13 protein-coding genes are annotated in these 15,090 nt (G+C 61.4%); 5 read left to right on the top strand and 8 right to left on the bottom strand.

Annotated features, from left to right (window positions below):
* Positions 1 to 57 precede the first annotated feature (57 nt).
* A complete protein-coding gene (locus P2T68_RS30070; RefSeq protein ID WP_024077182.1) occupies positions 58 to 1,581 on the bottom strand; it encodes a fumarate hydratase in 1,524 nt (507 codons plus the stop codon).
* 495 nt (positions 1,582 to 2,076) lie between these two features.
* Between P2T68_RS30070 and P2T68_RS30065 the strand changes: the two genes are divergently transcribed.
* Both P2T68_RS30065 and P2T68_RS30060 read left to right on the top strand, forming a co-directional pair.
* On the top strand, positions 2,077 to 3,009 hold the full coding sequence (locus tag P2T68_RS30065) for an iron-sulfur-binding ferredoxin reductase (protein WP_277378670.1): 933 nt from the start codon (positions 2,077 to 2,079) through the stop codon (positions 3,007 to 3,009).
* Positions 3,010 to 3,039: 30 nt separating this feature from the next.
* Positions 3,040 to 3,789: an enoyl-CoA hydratase-related protein gene (locus tag P2T68_RS30060; RefSeq protein WP_102623802.1), complete on the top strand. Its 750-nt coding sequence runs from the start codon at positions 3,040 to 3,042 to the stop codon at positions 3,787 to 3,789.
* A 366-nt stretch (positions 3,790 to 4,155) separates the two neighbouring features.
* Here the strand turns inward: P2T68_RS30060 and pyk are convergent, their stop codons facing one another.
* Positions 4,156 to 5,607, bottom strand: coding sequence for a pyruvate kinase (gene pyk, locus P2T68_RS30055; RefSeq protein WP_024077179.1), 1,452 nt, complete (start codon positions 5,605 to 5,607; stop codon positions 4,156 to 4,158).
* 175 nt (positions 5,608 to 5,782) lie between these two features.
* Here pyk and P2T68_RS30050 point away from each other — a divergent pair, with 175 nt between their 5' ends.
* Together P2T68_RS30050 and P2T68_RS30045 are read left to right on the top strand one after the other, a co-directional pair.
* On the top strand, positions 5,783 to 6,157 hold the full coding sequence (locus P2T68_RS30050) for a hypothetical protein (RefSeq protein ID WP_024077178.1): 375 nt from the start codon (positions 5,783 to 5,785) through the stop codon (positions 6,155 to 6,157).
* Positions 6,158 to 6,383: 226 nt separating this feature from the next.
* Positions 6,384 to 6,743 (top strand): PilZ domain-containing protein, encoded by a 360-nt coding sequence (locus P2T68_RS30045; protein WP_041161290.1) that lies wholly within the window; start codon positions 6,384 to 6,386, stop codon positions 6,741 to 6,743.
* A 60-nt stretch (positions 6,744 to 6,803) separates the two neighbouring features.
* Here P2T68_RS30045 and P2T68_RS30040 read toward each other — a convergent pair whose 3' ends face one another.
* The 6 genes from P2T68_RS30040 to P2T68_RS30015 are packed head-to-tail and all read right to left on the bottom strand — an operon-like array spanning position 6,804 to position 13,474.
* Complete coding sequence (locus P2T68_RS30040; RefSeq protein WP_024077176.1) at positions 6,804 to 8,135, bottom strand: DUF58 domain-containing protein; 1,332 nt, start codon at positions 8,133 to 8,135, stop codon at positions 6,804 to 6,806.
* 7 nt (positions 8,136 to 8,142) lie between these two features.
* Positions 8,143 to 9,138 carry a MoxR family ATPase gene (locus tag P2T68_RS30035; protein ID WP_277378669.1) on the bottom strand — a complete coding sequence of 332 codons (996 nt, stop codon included), beginning with the start codon at positions 9,136 to 9,138 and terminating at the stop codon, positions 8,143 to 8,145.
* The gene (locus tag P2T68_RS30030) at positions 9,135 to 10,292 is read right to left on the bottom strand and encodes a DUF4350 domain-containing protein (protein WP_277379780.1); all 1,158 of its coding nucleotides are present in this window, start codon (positions 10,290 to 10,292) and stop codon (positions 9,135 to 9,137) included. The genes P2T68_RS30035 and P2T68_RS30030 overlap by 4 nt, the downstream gene beginning before the upstream one ends.
* Complete coding sequence (locus P2T68_RS30025; protein ID WP_102623800.1) at positions 10,292 to 11,818, bottom strand: DUF4129 domain-containing protein; 1,527 nt, start codon at positions 11,816 to 11,818, stop codon at positions 10,292 to 10,294. Before P2T68_RS30025 ends, P2T68_RS30030 begins: the two co-directional genes overlap by 1 nt.
* On the bottom strand, positions 11,805 to 12,785 hold the full coding sequence (locus tag P2T68_RS30020; protein ID WP_069076921.1) for a stage II sporulation protein M: 981 nt from the start codon (positions 12,783 to 12,785) through the stop codon (positions 11,805 to 11,807). Before P2T68_RS30020 ends, P2T68_RS30025 begins: the two co-directional genes overlap by 14 nt.
* Positions 12,782 to 13,474 (bottom strand): RDD family protein, encoded by a 693-nt coding sequence (locus P2T68_RS30015; RefSeq protein ID WP_041161009.1) that lies wholly within the window; start codon positions 13,472 to 13,474, stop codon positions 12,782 to 12,784. The genes P2T68_RS30020 and P2T68_RS30015 overlap by 4 nt, the downstream gene beginning before the upstream one ends.
* Before the next feature lie 167 nt (positions 13,475 to 13,641).
* Between P2T68_RS30015 and sbcB the strand changes: the two genes are divergently transcribed.
* A complete protein-coding gene (sbcB, locus tag P2T68_RS30010; protein WP_102623798.1) occupies positions 13,642 to 15,069 on the top strand; it encodes an exodeoxyribonuclease I in 1,428 nt (475 codons plus the stop codon).
* Positions 15,070 to 15,090 lie beyond the last annotated feature (21 nt).

The raw sequence follows: 15,090 nt of genomic DNA, 5'->3' as shown, positions 1-15,090 counted from the left end.
AAAAAAAGGCGACCGGGCTTATCGCCGCAGTCGCCTTTATCCTTGCGGGGAAAGTGCTTACTGCACTTCCACCGCCAGGCTTTCACTGATCTTTTTCTGCCAGATGGCAGGACCGGTGATATGGACGGATTCGCCCTTGCTGTCCACCGCCACGGTGACCGGCATGTCTTTCACGTCGAACTCGTAGATCGCTTCCATGCCCAGTTCGGCGAAAGCCACCACACGCGACTTCTTGATGGCTTGCGCTACCAGGTAAGCAGCGCCGCCGACGGCCATCAGGTACACGGCCTTGTGGTCCTTGATCGCTTCGATGGCGGCCGGGCCGCGTTCGGATTTGCCGATCATGCCCAGCAGGCCGGTTTGCTCGAGGATCTGGCGGGTGAACTTATCCATCCGCGTTGCGGTGGTCGGGCCGGCAGGGCCAACCACTTCTTCGCGCACAGGATCAACCGGGCCGACGTAATAGATGAAGCGACCCTTGAGGTCCACCGGCAGGGCTTCGCCCTTGTTCAGCATCTCGACCATGCGCTTGTGCGCTGCGTCGCGACCGGTGAGCATCTTGCCGTTGAGCAACACGGTTTCGCCCGGCTTCCAGCTCTGCACGTCTTCCGGGGTCAGGGTGTCGAGGTTGACGCGACGGGCCGAAGGGCCGGCTTCCCAGACGATTTCCGGGTAGGCGTCCAGCGGTGGCGCCTCCAGCGATGCCGGGCCCGAACCGTCGAGCACGAAGTGCGCGTGACGGGTGGCGGCGCAGTTGGGGATCATGCACACCGGCAGCGAAGCGGCGTGGGTCGGGTAGTCCATGATCTTCACGTCGAGCACGGTGGTCAGGCCGCCCAGGCCCTGGGCGCCGATGCCCAGTTGGTTGACCTTCTCGAACAGCTCCAGGCGCATCTCTTCGATACGGTTGGACGGGCCGCGCTTTTTCAGCTCGTGGATGTCGATGGATTCCATCAACACTTCCTTGGCCATCACCGCGGCTTTCTCGGCGGTGCCGCCAATGCCGATGCCGAGCATGCCCGGTGGGCACCAGCCGGCGCCCATGGTCGGAACGGTCTTGAGCACCCAGTCGACGATCGAGTCGGACGGGTTGAGCATGGCCATCTTCGACTTGTTCTCGGAACCACCGCCTTTGGCCGCCACGTCCACTTCCACGGTGTTACCCGGGACGATGGAGTAGTGGATGACTGCGGGGGTGTTGTCCTTGGTGTTCTTGCGCGCGCCTGCCGGGTCGGCGAGGATCGATGCACGCAGGACGTTTTCCGGCAGGTTGTAGGCGCGACGCACACCTTCGTTGATCATGTCGTCCAGGCCCATGGTGGCGCCATCCCAACGTACATCCATGCCCACGCGCACGAACACGGTGACAATACCGGTGTCCTGGCAGATCGGGCGATGGCCGGTGGCGCACATGCGCGAGTTGATCAGGATCTGCGCGATGGAGTCGCGGGCCGCTGGCGATTCTTCGCGCAGATAGGCTTCGTGCATCGCTTGGATGAAGTCAACGGGGTGGTAGTAGGATATGAATTGCAGGGCGTCGGCAACGCTCTGAATCAGGTCGTCTTGCTTGATCACGGTCATGAGTCGCGCTCCTCTATAAGGGAACATTCAATAAAGGTGGCTTCAGTGAAGTGCATCGGTCGGCTGAAACCACCTTTCCAAGGCGCGTCGCCAAGAAGAGCAGGTATTGTTGGCGCGACGCTAAAAAGGCGCGGCAGTATAACCCGGCGTGGTGGCCGATACACCCGACGATGGTCAAACTCTGTGGCAAGCCCGAATGCCTGTCAGTTAAGAGATAGAACGAGCAAACAGTAGCGGGCTTGTTGTGGCGAGCGGGCTTGCCCCGCGTTGGGCTGCGCAGCAGCCCCAATCAATCGGAATGCGGAGTATCAGGCACTCCTCAGCGGCGGGTTCTGGGGCTGCTTCGCAGCCCAACGCGGGGCAAGCCCGCTCGCCACAGTTACAGTGTTCCTCCTTGGCTGACAGGCATTATGGCAAGCCCGCTTGCCACAAAAATGCGTTTCGTCATGCTGCCCGCGTTATCGTTAGCAATCTTCGCAATGTTTGAGTCCTTGTATGCCTGAACTGCACGTCGGCGAACGCCACTGGTCGGTCTCCACCGGCAGCAATCTGTTGGATGCCCTGAACCAGGCCGGCGTCGCCGTGCCCTACAGTTGCCGCGCCGGCAGTTGCCATGCATGCCTGGTGCGATGCCAGGGCGACGTCGAGGACAAGCAACCCGACGCCCTCAGCCCGGCACAGCGCCAGGATGGCTGGCGCCTGGCCTGTCAGTGCCAGGTGACGGCGGACTTGCGGGTCGAAGCGTACGATCCGACACGCGACGGTCTGTCGGCCGAAGTGGTAGGCGCTGACTGGCTGAACACGACTGTACTGCGCTTGCGCCTGCAACCGGAGCGCGGCCTGCGCTACCGGGCCGGGCAGCATCTGGTGTTGTGGGCGGGGCAGGTGGCGCGGCCCTACTCCCTGGCCAGCCTGCCCCAGGAAGATCCATTCCTGGAGTTTCATCTCGAGTGTCGCCAGCCTGGCGCGTTCAGCGATGCCGCTCGGCAGCTGCGTGTCGGGGACCGCCTGCGCCTGGGCGAACTGCGCGGCGGCGCGTTGCAATACGACCCCGCCTGGCAAACCCAGCCGCTGTGGCTGCTGGCATCCGGTACCGGTATGGGCCCGTTGTGGGGCGTGCTGCGCGAGGCGTTGCGCCAGAATCACCAGGGGGCTATCCGCGTGATTCATCTCGCCCATGATGCCAGTGGCCATTACCTGGCCGAGCCCCTGGCCGCGCTGGCCGCGCAGCATGCGAACCTGACGGTGGAGCTATGGACCGCGGCGGAGCAAGCCCAGGCATTGGCGCAACTGCGGCTTGTTTCACGGCAAACTCTGGCCTTACTCTGCGGGCACCCCGCCAGCGTCGAGGCCTTTTCCAAGCGCCTGTTCCTGGCGGGATTGCCGCGCAATCAACTGCTGGCCGATGTGTTCCTGCCCCGTGGTTGAGCGCTGAATTCTACAGCCGCGAGACTGACCATGACCGACGCCATCCTGCAGCAGCGCGAACGTGGGTTGCTGACCCTGCAGTTCAACCGCCCCGACAAGAAAAACGCCCTGACCCGCGCCATGTACACGCAGCTGGCCGAAGCGCTGGAGCAGGCTGACGCGGACCCCGCCATCAGCGCCGTGCTGATTCAGGGCAGCCACGCGTGTTTTACCGCCGGCAACGACATCGGCGACTTTCTTGAACAGCCGCCCAGCGACCTCGACAGCCCACCGTTCCACTTTATGAAAAGCCTGCTCAATTGCCGCAAACCAGTGATCGCCGCGGTGGCGGGCGCAGCGGTGGGCATTGGTACGACGCTGCTGCTGCACTGCGACCTGGTGTACGTCAGTCGCGATGCTCGTTTGCGCATGCCGTTCGTTAATCTGGGGCTGTGTCCCGAATTTGGGTCAAGCCTGATCCTGCCGCGCTTGCTGGGGCACGCGAAGGCGGCTGAATTGTTGCTGCTGGGGGAGGAGTTCACAGGCGAACAGGCGGCCCTTTGGGGCATTGCCACCGAGGCGCTGGGCAGTGGCGAAGCCGCCTTGGCCAAGGCGCGAGAAATCGCCGAACGCTTTGACACCCTGGCGTCGGGTGCGGTGCAAGTCACCAAGCAATTGATGAAAAGTGTGGACCGTGAGCAGTTGCGGCGAGTGATCGAGGAGGAGGGCGCGTTGTTTGTCCAGCGCCTGAAATCCTCTGAAGCGATCGCAGCCTTGTCGGAGGTTATTTCAAGGAAGTAAGGCTCATCAGGCAGAGCAGGCACGACCTCAGCCGTGCCTGCCTGGAGGAGCCCTTTCTGGAAAAACGAGAACATCAGTAGCCGAAAATTCTCACCATGCTGGCAACGCGATTGCCAGCAACTCCCGAGACGCCGGCCACCACCAGCCTGCTATTGGGTACTTCAGCTCTTTCCACACGGCATGAATTGAATAGAGCGGCAGGTGCGGTATATGCCTTAGGTCTGACCGCACACACGATTGGGCGCCTGTTCGTGGGTGGCGTCTACTGGTAGAGCTGACAGTAGACAATGGGCCGTGAATGTTTTTTTAACTGACAAAAAAGCCCCGCTATTCACATGGCGGGGCTTTCGTTTTTCAACCGATCACTCAGACCATTGGGTCGCCAACGTGCAGGATCTTCATGCCATTGGTGCCACCGGTGGTGTGGTAGCTGTCGCCCTTGGTCAGGATGACCCAGTCGCCTTTCTCTACGACGCCGCGTTTGACCAGCTCGTCGATGGCCTTTTGGCTGACTTCGTTGGGTGCCAGCGAAGCCGGATCGAACGGAATGGTATACACGCCACGAAACAGCGCCGTGCGAGCCTGGGCTTCACGGTGGGGGGTGAACGCGTAGATCGGCACCGAGGAACGGATGCGCGACATGATCAACGGAGTGTACCCACTTTCGGTCAGGGCGATGATCGCTTTAACACCTGGGAAGTGGTTGGCGGTGTACATGGCCGCCAGGGCGATGCTCTGGTCGCAGCTTTCGAAGACCTTGCCGATGCGATGGCTGGAGGTCTTGCTGGTCGGGTGCTTTTCAGCACCGACGCAGATACGCGCCATGGCCTGGACGGCTTCCAGCGGGTACGGGCCTGCGGCGCTTTCTGCAGAAAGCATCACCGCGTCGGTGTAGTCGAGCACGGCGTTGGCTACGTCGGACACTTCGGCGCGGGTCGGCATCGGGTTCTGGATCATCGACTCCATCATCTGGGTCGCCACGATCACCGCTTTGTTGTGGCGGCGTGCGTGCAGGATGATCTTCTTCTGGATACCGATCAGCTCGGCGTCACCGATTTCCACGCCCAGGTCGCCACGGGCAACCATTACGGCGTCCGACGCCTTGATCAGGCCGTCGAGGGTTTCGTCGTCAGCCACGGCTTCGGCGCGTTCGATCTTCGCCACCAGCCAGGCGGTACCGCCGGCTTCGTCGCGCAGCTTACGGGCGTATTCCATGTCGGCGGCGTCGCGCGGGAAGGATACGGCGAGGTAATCCACTTCCATTTCGGCGGCGAGCTTGATGTCGGCCTTGTCTTTTTCAGTCAGGGCCGGGGCGGTCAGGCCACCGCCGCGACGGTTGATGCCCTTGTGGTCGGACAGCGGGCCGCCGATGATCACGGTGCAGTTCAGCTCGGTGACGGAAGCGGTGTCGACGCGCATGACCACACGGCCGTCATCCAGCAGCAGTTCGTCGCCGACGCCGCAGTCCTTGACCAGGTCCGGGTAATCGATACCGACGACTTCCTGGGTACCTTCGGTCAGCGGGTGGCTGGTGGAGAAGGTGAACTTGTCACCGATCTTCAGCTCGATCCGCTTGTTGGCGAATTTGGCGATACGAATTTTCGGGCCTTGCAGGTCACCCAGCAATGCGACGAAGCGGCCATGCTTGGCGGCCAGGTCTCGCACCAGCTTGGCGCGAGCCTTGTGCTCGTCCGGAGTGCCGTGGGAGAAGTTCAGACGGGCAACGTCCAAACCAGCCAGAATCAGCTGTTCGAGGACTTCCGGCGAGTTGCTGGCCGGGCCAAGGGTGGCGACGATTTTGGTACGACGGACGGACATGCACAGACTCCTGAGTTCAAGCGCTGAGGAAGGCTACTATGCTCTTTGGTTGTAGTCATTGTTCGTTTGCACTACTTATCGGCCATTCGCTTGTTTTCGCTTCGATTGAATAAATGAACATCCTTGAAGATTTTCGACCAGGGGTCGATACACTGCACAAGACAGGAGAACCCCCATGCGAATTTTGCTCATTGCTGCCCTGGCCGTCAGCGTTACCGGCTGCACCCGCTGGTCGATGGACCACCATTTGAACAACGCCTACCGTGCGTACGGGGTCGGTGACTGTGAACGCGTGACCCTGGAATTGTCCCAGGTCGACCGTGAAAGCCGTACCCGCCGCTATGTGCAACCTGAGGTCTCGATGTTGCGCGGGCAATGCCTGGAGCGGCAGAAGCTGTTTGTCGATGCGGTGCAGACCTATCAGTTCATCATTAATCAGTACCCGTCCAGTGAGTACGCTTATCGGGCCCGTGCCCGGCTCGATACCCTGCAGCAACTCGGGCATTACCCCGGCGCGAGCGTTGCGCAGCCACGTCCGGCCTCGTTGTGATGATATTTGTCATTCTATAGCTGGCCCGTCGCCAGTCTTGGGCTATTCTTTGAGTGTCCGTTTGTACAAGTTTGTACTCATACGGATGGAATGCTTGGGATTGGCAGCCGTAGAGTGACAAGGCGCTTGCTGTTGTCGCACCGATTCCCAGGGAGAGCGGCCTTGCATTAGCCGTTCCGAATCACTGGTAAGGCCAGAGTCATGGCCAATGGATGGCGATTTCATCATGTTTACTGATCGACGGATTGAGCGACATCAGTTGTCTTGTTTCCTGCAAGTGTTCAACCGGCTGACGGACAAACCCATTGGCTACTTGGGTAACGTGTCCGAAGATGGGCTGATGTTGATCAGCCAATTGCCGATGATGGTCGACGTAGAGTTCGAGCTGCGCTTGAAGATTCCTGCGGCCGACGGCGATTTTCAGGCCATTGACCTTACAGCTGCCTGTTTATGGAGCCATGAGGACGTCAACCCGCAGCACTATGATTCCGGGTTCAGGGTGGTTGATGCGTCGCCAGAGTACAGTCTTCTGATCAACGCCTTATTGCATTACTTCAGCTTCGATCCCTTGCAGGCTTCTGCCTAGACACTACTTGCTGCGCGCCCGGCTTAGGTCGGGCTATCCACGTTGGGGCGTGTGTGACCTTCACAGGACGCCGGCTTTTTTCCAGCCCAGGTAACGTGTCACCAAGGCCGGCCCCAGCCCTGAGGGTGGTGTATCCAGTACCGACAACCCATGGGCGCTCAAGCGTTCGTGCAGTTCGTCCCTTTTATTCAGGTAGTCGACGGTGCCGCTGTAGGCCAGCGCTTCGGGCAGGGTTTGCACCGGCGACTGGCGCAATTGGTCGAGTACGTCTTCGCGCAGGCTGGCGACCATCACCCGGTGCTGTCGGCCGATGCGCTTGACCGCTGTCAGTAATGCCTCATCGTCCTCATCCCGCAGGTTGGTCACCACAATGACCAATGCCCGACGTTTTTGCCGCGCCAGTAACTGACTGGCTGCGGCCTCGTAATCGGCTGTGCGTCGGGTGGTGTCCAGGTCGTATACGGCGTTGAGCAACAGGTTCAACTGGCCGGTGCCCTTGACGGGGGCCAGGTAGCGCGGCTGGTCGCAGGCAAAGGTACACAGGCCCACCGCATCGCCCTGGCGCAAGGCGACATAACTGAGCAGCAGGCAGGCGTTGAGTGCGTGATCGAAGTGGGACAGTTCGGCATCCTGGCTGCGCATGCGTCGGCCACAATCGAGCATGAACACGATCTGCTGGTCGCGCTCGTCCTGGTATTCCCGGGCAATCGGCGTGCGTTGGCGCGCGGTGGCCTTCCAGTCGATCTGCCGCAGGCTGTCGCCCTCGCGGAACTCGCGCAACTGGTGAAACTCCAGGCCCAACCCCCGTCGCTGGCGTTGACGCACTCCCAGTTGGCTCAGCCAGTTATCCACACCCAATAGCTGGGCGCCATACAGGCGGGCGAAATCCGGGTAGACGCGGGTGGCATCGCTGGCTTGGGTAAAGCGTCGTGCGGCCCACAGCCCCAAGGGGCTGGGCAGCTGTATCTCGCATTGACTGAAACTGAAATGGCCGCGCCGCAAAGGGCGTAGGCGATAGCCCAATTCACTGCATTCGCCCGGGCGCAGTTCGATGGACTGGGGCATATTCTCCACACTCAAGCCGTCGGGGACGTGATCGAACACCTGTACGGTCAGCGGCTGTGGGTAATCATGTTCGAGTTTCAGGCGTACTTCTCCCCAGCGGCCCAGCGCCAGGCTGCCTGGCATCTGCCGTTGTACCCGCACGGAGGGGCGGCGGTGCAGGCGAGCTGCGTCCAGTAGTGCCAGCAGCAACAGCGCCAGCAGCAGGCCCCAGGCGACTGAATGCAGGCTGGTGGGTAGCTTGAGCTGCAACGCTGCCGCCGTACCCAGCAGGATATTCAAGCCCAGCAGCACGCCGAGCCAGCTCAACAGCAGACGAGTCGGCTTCATGGACGGCTCATTGGCGAGGCGCCGGAATCTGGTCCAGCAGTTGCTTGAGCACCTGGTCCACCTCCAGTCCGTCGATATCCAGTTCGGGAGCGATACGAACCCGGTGGCGCAGCACCGCCAAGGCGCAGCCCTTGATGTCGTCCGGGGTGACGAACTCGCCCCCGCGCAGCAGAGCTCGGGCACGGGCACAGCGTACCAGGGCAATGGAGGCGCGCGGACCTGCACCGATGGTCAGCCCCGGCCAACTGCGGGTGGCCCGGGCCAGGCGCACGGCGTAGTCCAGCACTTGCTCGTCCAGCGCCAGCTCACTGGCTATCTGCTGCAACTTCAGTACATCCCCGGCTTGCAGCACGACTCGCAGCGGTTGGACATCCAGCATGTCGGCCCGGGACGAACGCGTGACTTCGCGCACCATGTCCAGTTCCTGCCGGGAGTCGGGATAGTCCATGCGTACCTTGAGCATGAAGCGATCCAGTTCGGCCTCGGGCAGCGGGTAGGTGCCTTCCTGCTCGATGGGGTTCTGGGTCGCCAACACCATGAACGGCTGGCCGATCGGCAAGGCCTCGCCCTCAAGGGTGACTTGGCGTTCCTGCATGGCTTCGAGCAGCGCTGCCTGGGTCTTGGCTGGCGCGCGGTTGATTTCATCGGCCAGCAGCAAGTGGGTAAACAGCGGCCCCTTGCGCAGTTTGAATTGTTCGGTGTGCAGGTCGTACACGGCATGGCCGGTGACATCGCTGGGCATCAGGTCCGGCGTGAACTGGATACGTGCGAAATCGCCGCCAAAGCAACGGGCCAGGGCCCGCACCAGCAGGGTCTTGCCCAGCCCGGGTACGCCTTCAAGCAGCACATGGCCACCGGCGATCAGCGCAGTGAGTACGTCATCGATTACCTGATCCTGACCGATGACCGCCTTGCGCAGTTCAATGCGCAGGGACTGGGCCTGCTGGCTGGCGAGTTGCAGGGTTTCGCTGGTCAGGGCCGTGGCCGTTGGAAAGTCGCTCATAGGGCATTCCTGAGAGTTTGCAGGCATGCCACCTGACGGCTGAAATCGGCGCTGGAAAGCCGTTTTGCCGAAAGTGGGCCGAGGGCCTGATTGATGACGTGGGAGGGTTGGCGTGTCAGGTGTTCAAGGACCCGCCACTGTTCTTCGGTGTCGAGGTGTTCAAAACCGGGGTGGCGGTGCCGGGCGGCGCGCAGGATATCGCGCTGCAAGGCACGGAGCAGCGTGCCTTGGCCGTTGCGCCGCATGAGGAAATCGGCGCTGGCCTTCAAGTGCTCCTGCAATTGTCGGCGAGCCTTGGGGGCGGGCGCCTGGATCGGCCCCTGGCGCATGCCGGCGTGCCAAAGTGCCAGGATGAGCAGCGCGGCGAGTGCGACCAGGGCCTGGGGGAAATGGCGCAGCAGCAGGGTGAACAGATCGTCCACGTCGCTGTTGAACAGCAAGGTCACGTCAGTGCCCTGGTTCAGGTACCACAGCAGCCAGGCGTTATCGTGCTTGCCGATGTTCGCGTTGTTCCACAGGTCGCTGTCAGTGACCACCGTCACATTGCCTTGCCCGAGGTCGAGTTGCATCAGGTGGCTGGACCTGGCGCTGTTGGCGGAAAACTGCGCGACATGCCTGGGGTCGGTGAGATTGAAGTCGGTATCGAAGCTGAAATAGGCCGGAGCGGTTTCATTGTCGATATAGAGCTTGGTCAGGTCCGGCGTTTTCTTCTTGGGGGCCGGGGAGGGGGCTTCAGGGTCATCGCTCAATGTCTGGTGGATGTGCAGGCGATCGAGCAGCCAGTCACCGCTCTTACCGGTCTCTTCATCCCACAGTGCTTCGGCGACCACCAGCAGGTGCCCGCCGGACCTGGCCCACGCCAGCAGTTGATCCACCTGGCGTGGGGTCATGTTGCTGCGCTCACCTAGCAACAACAGGCTGTGGCCCTTGGCTGGCAAGTCGTCAAGCCGATCAAGGCCGTTGGCATGCCCCACCGACAGGCCTTGCTGGCGCAGGAAATGCTCGGCTGCCAGGTAGGGATTGGCCAGCGCCTCCGGCGATGGACCGCGATCCACTACTTGCTCATACGGGATAGCCTTCTGCCACGCGTACAAGCCGCCCGCTCCCAACAGGCATGCCAGCAGCAGCCCCACCCACAATAACGGTTGTTTCATCATGCGGCCCCCGCGTTGAACAGGGCGCGCCAATCTCGGCACAGTTGCTGTTGTGCCAAGGCCGGTGGGAGGCGATGACCATAGGCGAGGTTCTGCCAATGACGGGTCAGATCATCGCTGAAGGCCAGCAGTTGCGGTTGTTGCAACTGATGAATGCGAGCCAGGACCTGGCCCTCGGTGTCTGCGCTTTTCAGCGGCAGGTCGAAGTCGTGCAATAACCGACTGAGCAGGCCGCGATACAGCAGGCCAAGGGCTTCCCGTGGTTGGGTGGCCCAGAGTTGTTCGGCGGTAGCGGCGATATCGTCTGGCAAGGTTTCGGTGGCCAGTTCCAGGCCGAATAATTGCGACGGCACCGGCCTGGTGATTTCAGGCTTGGGTGGCACTTGCCGGCTGACAAACGTGCGCAGCCAATCACGATAGCGCCAGATCAGCAAGGCCACGCTACCTGCCAGCAAGCTCCATAGCAGCACTTCCAGGGCTTGGGCGACGGGCTTGAAGGTGTCGCTGTTGAGATTGTCCAGCAGCGCCTGGAGCCAGGCCGGCAGCTTGCCGTCTCCGTGCTCTTTGTTTTTGACGACGGGTTTATCCTCGCCAAAACGGTAGTGGGTGACGGTTTCCGGGTTCTTGAAGGGGGGCACGTCCAGCAGCGCCTTGATCGATTGGCTGGAGGCCTGGGGCGTCAGTGGCTTGGGTGATATGGCGTTGTCTGCCAGGGCCTGTGGGCTGAACGGCAGCAACATCAGCCCGGCCACCAGCAACAGCAATGGCGCGACACTGCTCAAGCGTTGGCGCAGGCGGCGGAATACCAGCTCCAGGTCCCAGGCCTCCAGCACGGTGCGGCGGTTGAGATAGAGGCTGAAGCCGCAAGCGATGTAGATCGGTTCCCAGAACACCAGGATCAGCGCATAGAAGGCGTTGCCCAGGTGCTCCAGCCATAGTCCTTCTGAATCGCCCGCCAGCGCCAGGCGTTGCCAGTCCCAGGCCAGTTCAAGCTGCTGTGGAATCAATAGATAGAACAGCGCCATGCAGCCAAACCAGAGACCAATCTCCAGATGCACGCCTAGGATGGTCAACCAGCGTGCGGCCCCGGCGTTGTGTTGCTGCAATACACCCAGGCGTTTTTGGCGTGCCGGGCCATCCAGGCCTTCGAGTTGGCTAACCGGCATCACAAAGCTGCGGCTCAGGCTGAACCGCCGCCAGGTCAGGCTGGCCAGCAACTGGCCCTTGAGCAGTCGCGGCCATTGGCGCACGGCCTGCTTGAGGCTGGGCGTCTCGCCAAACAAGGTTTTGGACAGGATATGCAATGGCAGGCGGTCGAAGGCGGGCTTTAACCACCAGAACAGGAATATGGCCGTGGACGGGGATTGCCACAGTAGTGCGGTCAACAGGATGAACACCGGGAGGGTGACGATGGCCCAACTGGCCATTAACAACAGGCGGTGTTCCCGGGCCATTAATACGCCAAGGTCCATGGCTTCCCAGGTCGTACGGGGACGAATCACGACGCTGGCATCACTCAGGCGCATGATGAGTCCGTCCGGCAAGGATCAGGTAGGCGGCCACCAGTAGCCAGAGCCCGGCACCAACCAGGTATTTCACCCAGTGAGCGACCGAGGTAATGGATGACCAGTAGGCTTCGATAAAGGCTGCGATCAGCAGGAAGGCCATGACACCGCAGAGCATCTGCACGCTTTTGTGCGCTGCCAGCCGCAGGGCCTCGCCACGGGTCAACCGGCCGGGAGCGATCAGCGCCCAGCCCAACTGCAAGCCCGCCGCGCCGGCCAGGGCAATGGCGCTGAGTTCGAATGCGCCATGGCCGATGACAAATGACCAGAAAGTCTGGCCATAACCGATTTCAGTGAGGTGCCCGGAGACGGCACCGATGATCAGGCCGTTGAAAATCAGGAAAAACACGCTGCCCAGCCCGAACAGCAAGCCGGCGGCAAAGGTCTGGAAGGCGATGCCGATGTTATGCATCACGTAGTAGCCGAACATCATCCAGTCTTCACTGGAGGCGCGGTCGGCGACGCGGCCCAGGCGACTGGCATCGGGGTCGTACATGCTTTGCATCTCGGCCACCTGCTGGGGGCTGACGATGCTGTAGATCAGCTCGGGGAACAGGTACACCAGCAGCGCGATACCCACCAGGCTGCCGAAAAACAGCAGGCTGGCGATCAATACGAAACGCCATTGTTCACGCACCAGCCGAGGGAAGTCGGCCAGGACGAAACTCAACAGGTTAGCCCCCAACTGGCTGCGATGGCGGTACAACTGTTGGTGGCCGCGCAGTGCCAGCTGTTGCAACGGGTCCACCAGGTAGCTGCTGTAGCCACGCTCCTGGGCCAGGGCGAGATGTTGGCACAAGCGTCGATATTGATGAGGGAAGTCGGCCACATCACCGGCCTTGGCGTTGCCTTGCTCCAACTGCTTCAGTTGCTCGGCGAAGGCTTGCCATTGTGCTTGATGACGACTTTCGAACAGGCTCTGCTTCATGTCGGCCCCAGTAAGCCACGCGCCACGCCATTGAGCTGCTCCACGGCGCGAGCCGGGGATACTTGCAGGGGCGTTGCAAGGATTGAGGCCAGTTCGTGTACCCGCTCAGCCGACAGTTGGCCCTGGCGTTCCGCGAAACCCAGGATCGCACGTTGTTCGCTGAGCTCCAGGGCGAAGGGCAGGCGCAGGGCCGCCGCCGGGGGCACCTGTGGACGAGCCAGGGGGTGTTCACGGTAGATCACCAGCGTGCCGCCGGCCAGGTCGCCCAGTCGTTTGAAATGAGGATGTTGCAGGCAACTGATGGCGCCGAGAAAGTAACCGAAAGGCAGCATGTCGACAAAGCGCAGCAGGTTGCGGATAAGCGAAGCGGACCAGCCAACAGGCGTGCCGTCGTCCTGTACCACGCGCAGGCCCATGACTTGCTTGCCGGGGGAGCAGCCCTGGTTGAGAACTTCAAACAGCACCATGTACCACCAACTGACCAGGAACAGCAGCAGCGAACCCAGGCCTATGCCGATATTGCCGAGCAGGGCCAAAGGCACCAGCAGGATGCCCATGAACAGCCCGCGCACGCCCAGGTCGAAGGCAAAGGCCAGCGCGCGTGGCAGCAGGCCGGCCGGGCGCAAGGGCAGGTCGATGCCCTCCGGGGTCTCGATCTGGTAACGGGTATCCAATGGGGCTGATGGCATCGCGATCCTTGGCAGTGCAGGGCAGTTGGAAGACACGGATGCTAGCAGTGTCGGCGGTGGAAGCAACCATTCAAGGTTTTTCTGGGTGTTTGTACCGTTAAGGTAGCGCTGGCCCCGAACGCCTTGCAGCGCCTAGACTTTGTCGATCTTCAGCACAGGAACAGCCCGTGACCTCCATTTTCTGGTACGACTATGAAACCACCGGCATCAACCCGCGCAGCGATCGCCCCCTTCAGGTAGCGGGTATCCGCACTGACCTCGACCTCAATGAGGTTGGCGCACCGGTCAACCTGTATTGCCGACCCAGTGACGATATCCTGCCTCACCCGGCGGCCTGCGCCATTACCGGCATTACCCCGGGCATCCTGGCGCAAAAGGGCTTGGCCGAAGCCGACTTCATGACTCGGGTGCATGCAGAACTGGCGGCCCCCGGCACCTGTGGCGCTGGTTACAACACCCTGCGCTTTGACGATGAGATGACGCGCTACAGCCTCTATCGCAACTTTTTCGACCCCTATGCGCGTGAATGGCAGGGCGGGAACAGTCGCTGGGATTTGATCGATGTGGTGCGAACCGCCTATGCGCTGCGCCCGGAAGGGATCACCTGGCCCCAGCAGGATGGGCGTGTCACGCTCAAGCTTGAGCGTTTGACCGAGACCAATGGCATCGAGCATGGCCAGGCCCATGATGCCTTGTCCGATGTGCGCGCCACCATTGCCCTGGCCCGGCTGGTGCGCGAGAAACAGCCCAAGTTGTACGACTGGCTGTTCCAGCTGCGCAGCAAGCAGCGGGTGATGGACCAGGTGCGCCTGCTGCAACCGATGGTGCATATCTCCGGGCGTTTTTCTGCCGAACGCCATTATCTGGGGGTTGTATTGCCCCTGGCTTGGCACCCGCGCAATCGCAATGCGCTGATCGTCTGCGACCTCGGGCTCGACCCGCAGGGCCTGTTGGACGTGGACGCCGAGACCTTGCGCCAACGCCTCTATACTCGCCGTGATGAACTGGCCGAAGGCGAGTTGCCGGTGCCGCTCAAGTTGTTGCATATCAACCGCTGTCCAGTGGTCGCACCGTTGAACGTGCTGCGTGCCCAAGACCGTGCGCGGCTGCAATTGGATATGGACGCTTATCAGGCGCGTGCGCTGCGGCTAACTGACGCACAGGAAGTTTGGCGCGACAAGTTGGCGGCGATTTACGCGGATGAAGAGTTTGCACCGGTGACCGACCCGGAGCAGCAGCTCTACGATGGTTTTATCGGTGATCGTGATCGTCGTTTATGCGAGCAAGTGCGAGCGGCAGAGCCTGCGCAATTAGCGAGCCAGCAGTGGCCATTTGATGATCAGCGTTTGCCGGAATTATTATTCCGCTACCGAGCGCGTAACTTTCCTGACACCTTGAACAGTGAGGAGCAGCAACGCTGGCAATTCTTCTGTCAGCAACGTTTGAGCGATCCACAATGGGGCGCCCCCAATACCCTGGAAGCATTTAATCAGGCGCGCCAGGAGTTGGCTGTTAGTGCTACGCCGTTTCAATGCCAGGTGCTCGATCAATGGCAGGAGTTTGCCAATGCATTAGCGGCGCGCTTGAAGCTGTAGTCAGCTAATTGCAGAATCTGC

The sequence above is a fragment of the Pseudomonas sp. G11 genome, from assembly GCF_029457515.1.
GTDB classification, from domain to species: domain Bacteria; phylum Pseudomonadota; class Gammaproteobacteria; order Pseudomonadales; family Pseudomonadaceae; genus Aquipseudomonas; species Aquipseudomonas gorinensis.
This window is presented reverse-complemented; position numbering and strand designations above follow the sequence as displayed.

Coding starts and splice junctions, on each gene's coding strand:
- P2T68_RS30030 (WP_277379780.1), bottom strand. CDS start 10,292: ATGAAACAACCGTTATTGTGGGTGGGGCTGCTGCTGGCATGCCTGTTG.
- P2T68_RS30060 (WP_102623802.1), top strand. CDS start 3,040: ATGACCGACGCCATCCTGCAGCAGCGCGAACGTGGGTTGCTGACCCTG.
- P2T68_RS30040 (WP_024077176.1), bottom strand. CDS start 8,135: ATGAAGCCGACTCGTCTGCTGTTGAGCTGGCTCGGCGTGCTGCTGGGC.
- pyk (WP_024077179.1), bottom strand. CDS start 5,607: ATGTCCGTCCGTCGTACCAAAATCGTCGCCACCCTTGGCCCGGCCAGC.
- P2T68_RS30050 (WP_024077178.1), top strand. CDS start 5,783: ATGCGAATTTTGCTCATTGCTGCCCTGGCCGTCAGCGTTACCGGCTGC.
- P2T68_RS30065 (WP_277378670.1), top strand. CDS start 2,077: ATGCCTGAACTGCACGTCGGCGAACGCCACTGGTCGGTCTCCACCGGC.
- P2T68_RS30070 (WP_024077182.1), bottom strand. CDS start 1,581: ATGACCGTGATCAAGCAAGACGACCTGATTCAGAGCGTTGCCGACGCC.
- P2T68_RS30025 (WP_102623800.1), bottom strand. CDS start 11,818: ATGCGCCTGAGTGATGCCAGCGTCGTGATTCGTCCCCGTACGACCTGG.
- P2T68_RS30035 (WP_277378669.1), bottom strand. CDS start 9,138: ATGAGCGACTTTCCAACGGCCACGGCCCTGACCAGCGAAACCCTGCAA.
- P2T68_RS30020 (WP_069076921.1), bottom strand. CDS start 12,785: ATGAAGCAGAGCCTGTTCGAAAGTCGTCATCAAGCACAATGGCAAGCC.
- P2T68_RS30045 (WP_041161290.1), top strand. CDS start 6,384: ATGTTTACTGATCGACGGATTGAGCGACATCAGTTGTCTTGTTTCCTG.
- P2T68_RS30015 (WP_041161009.1), bottom strand. CDS start 13,474: ATGCCATCAGCCCCATTGGATACCCGTTACCAGATCGAGACCCCGGAG.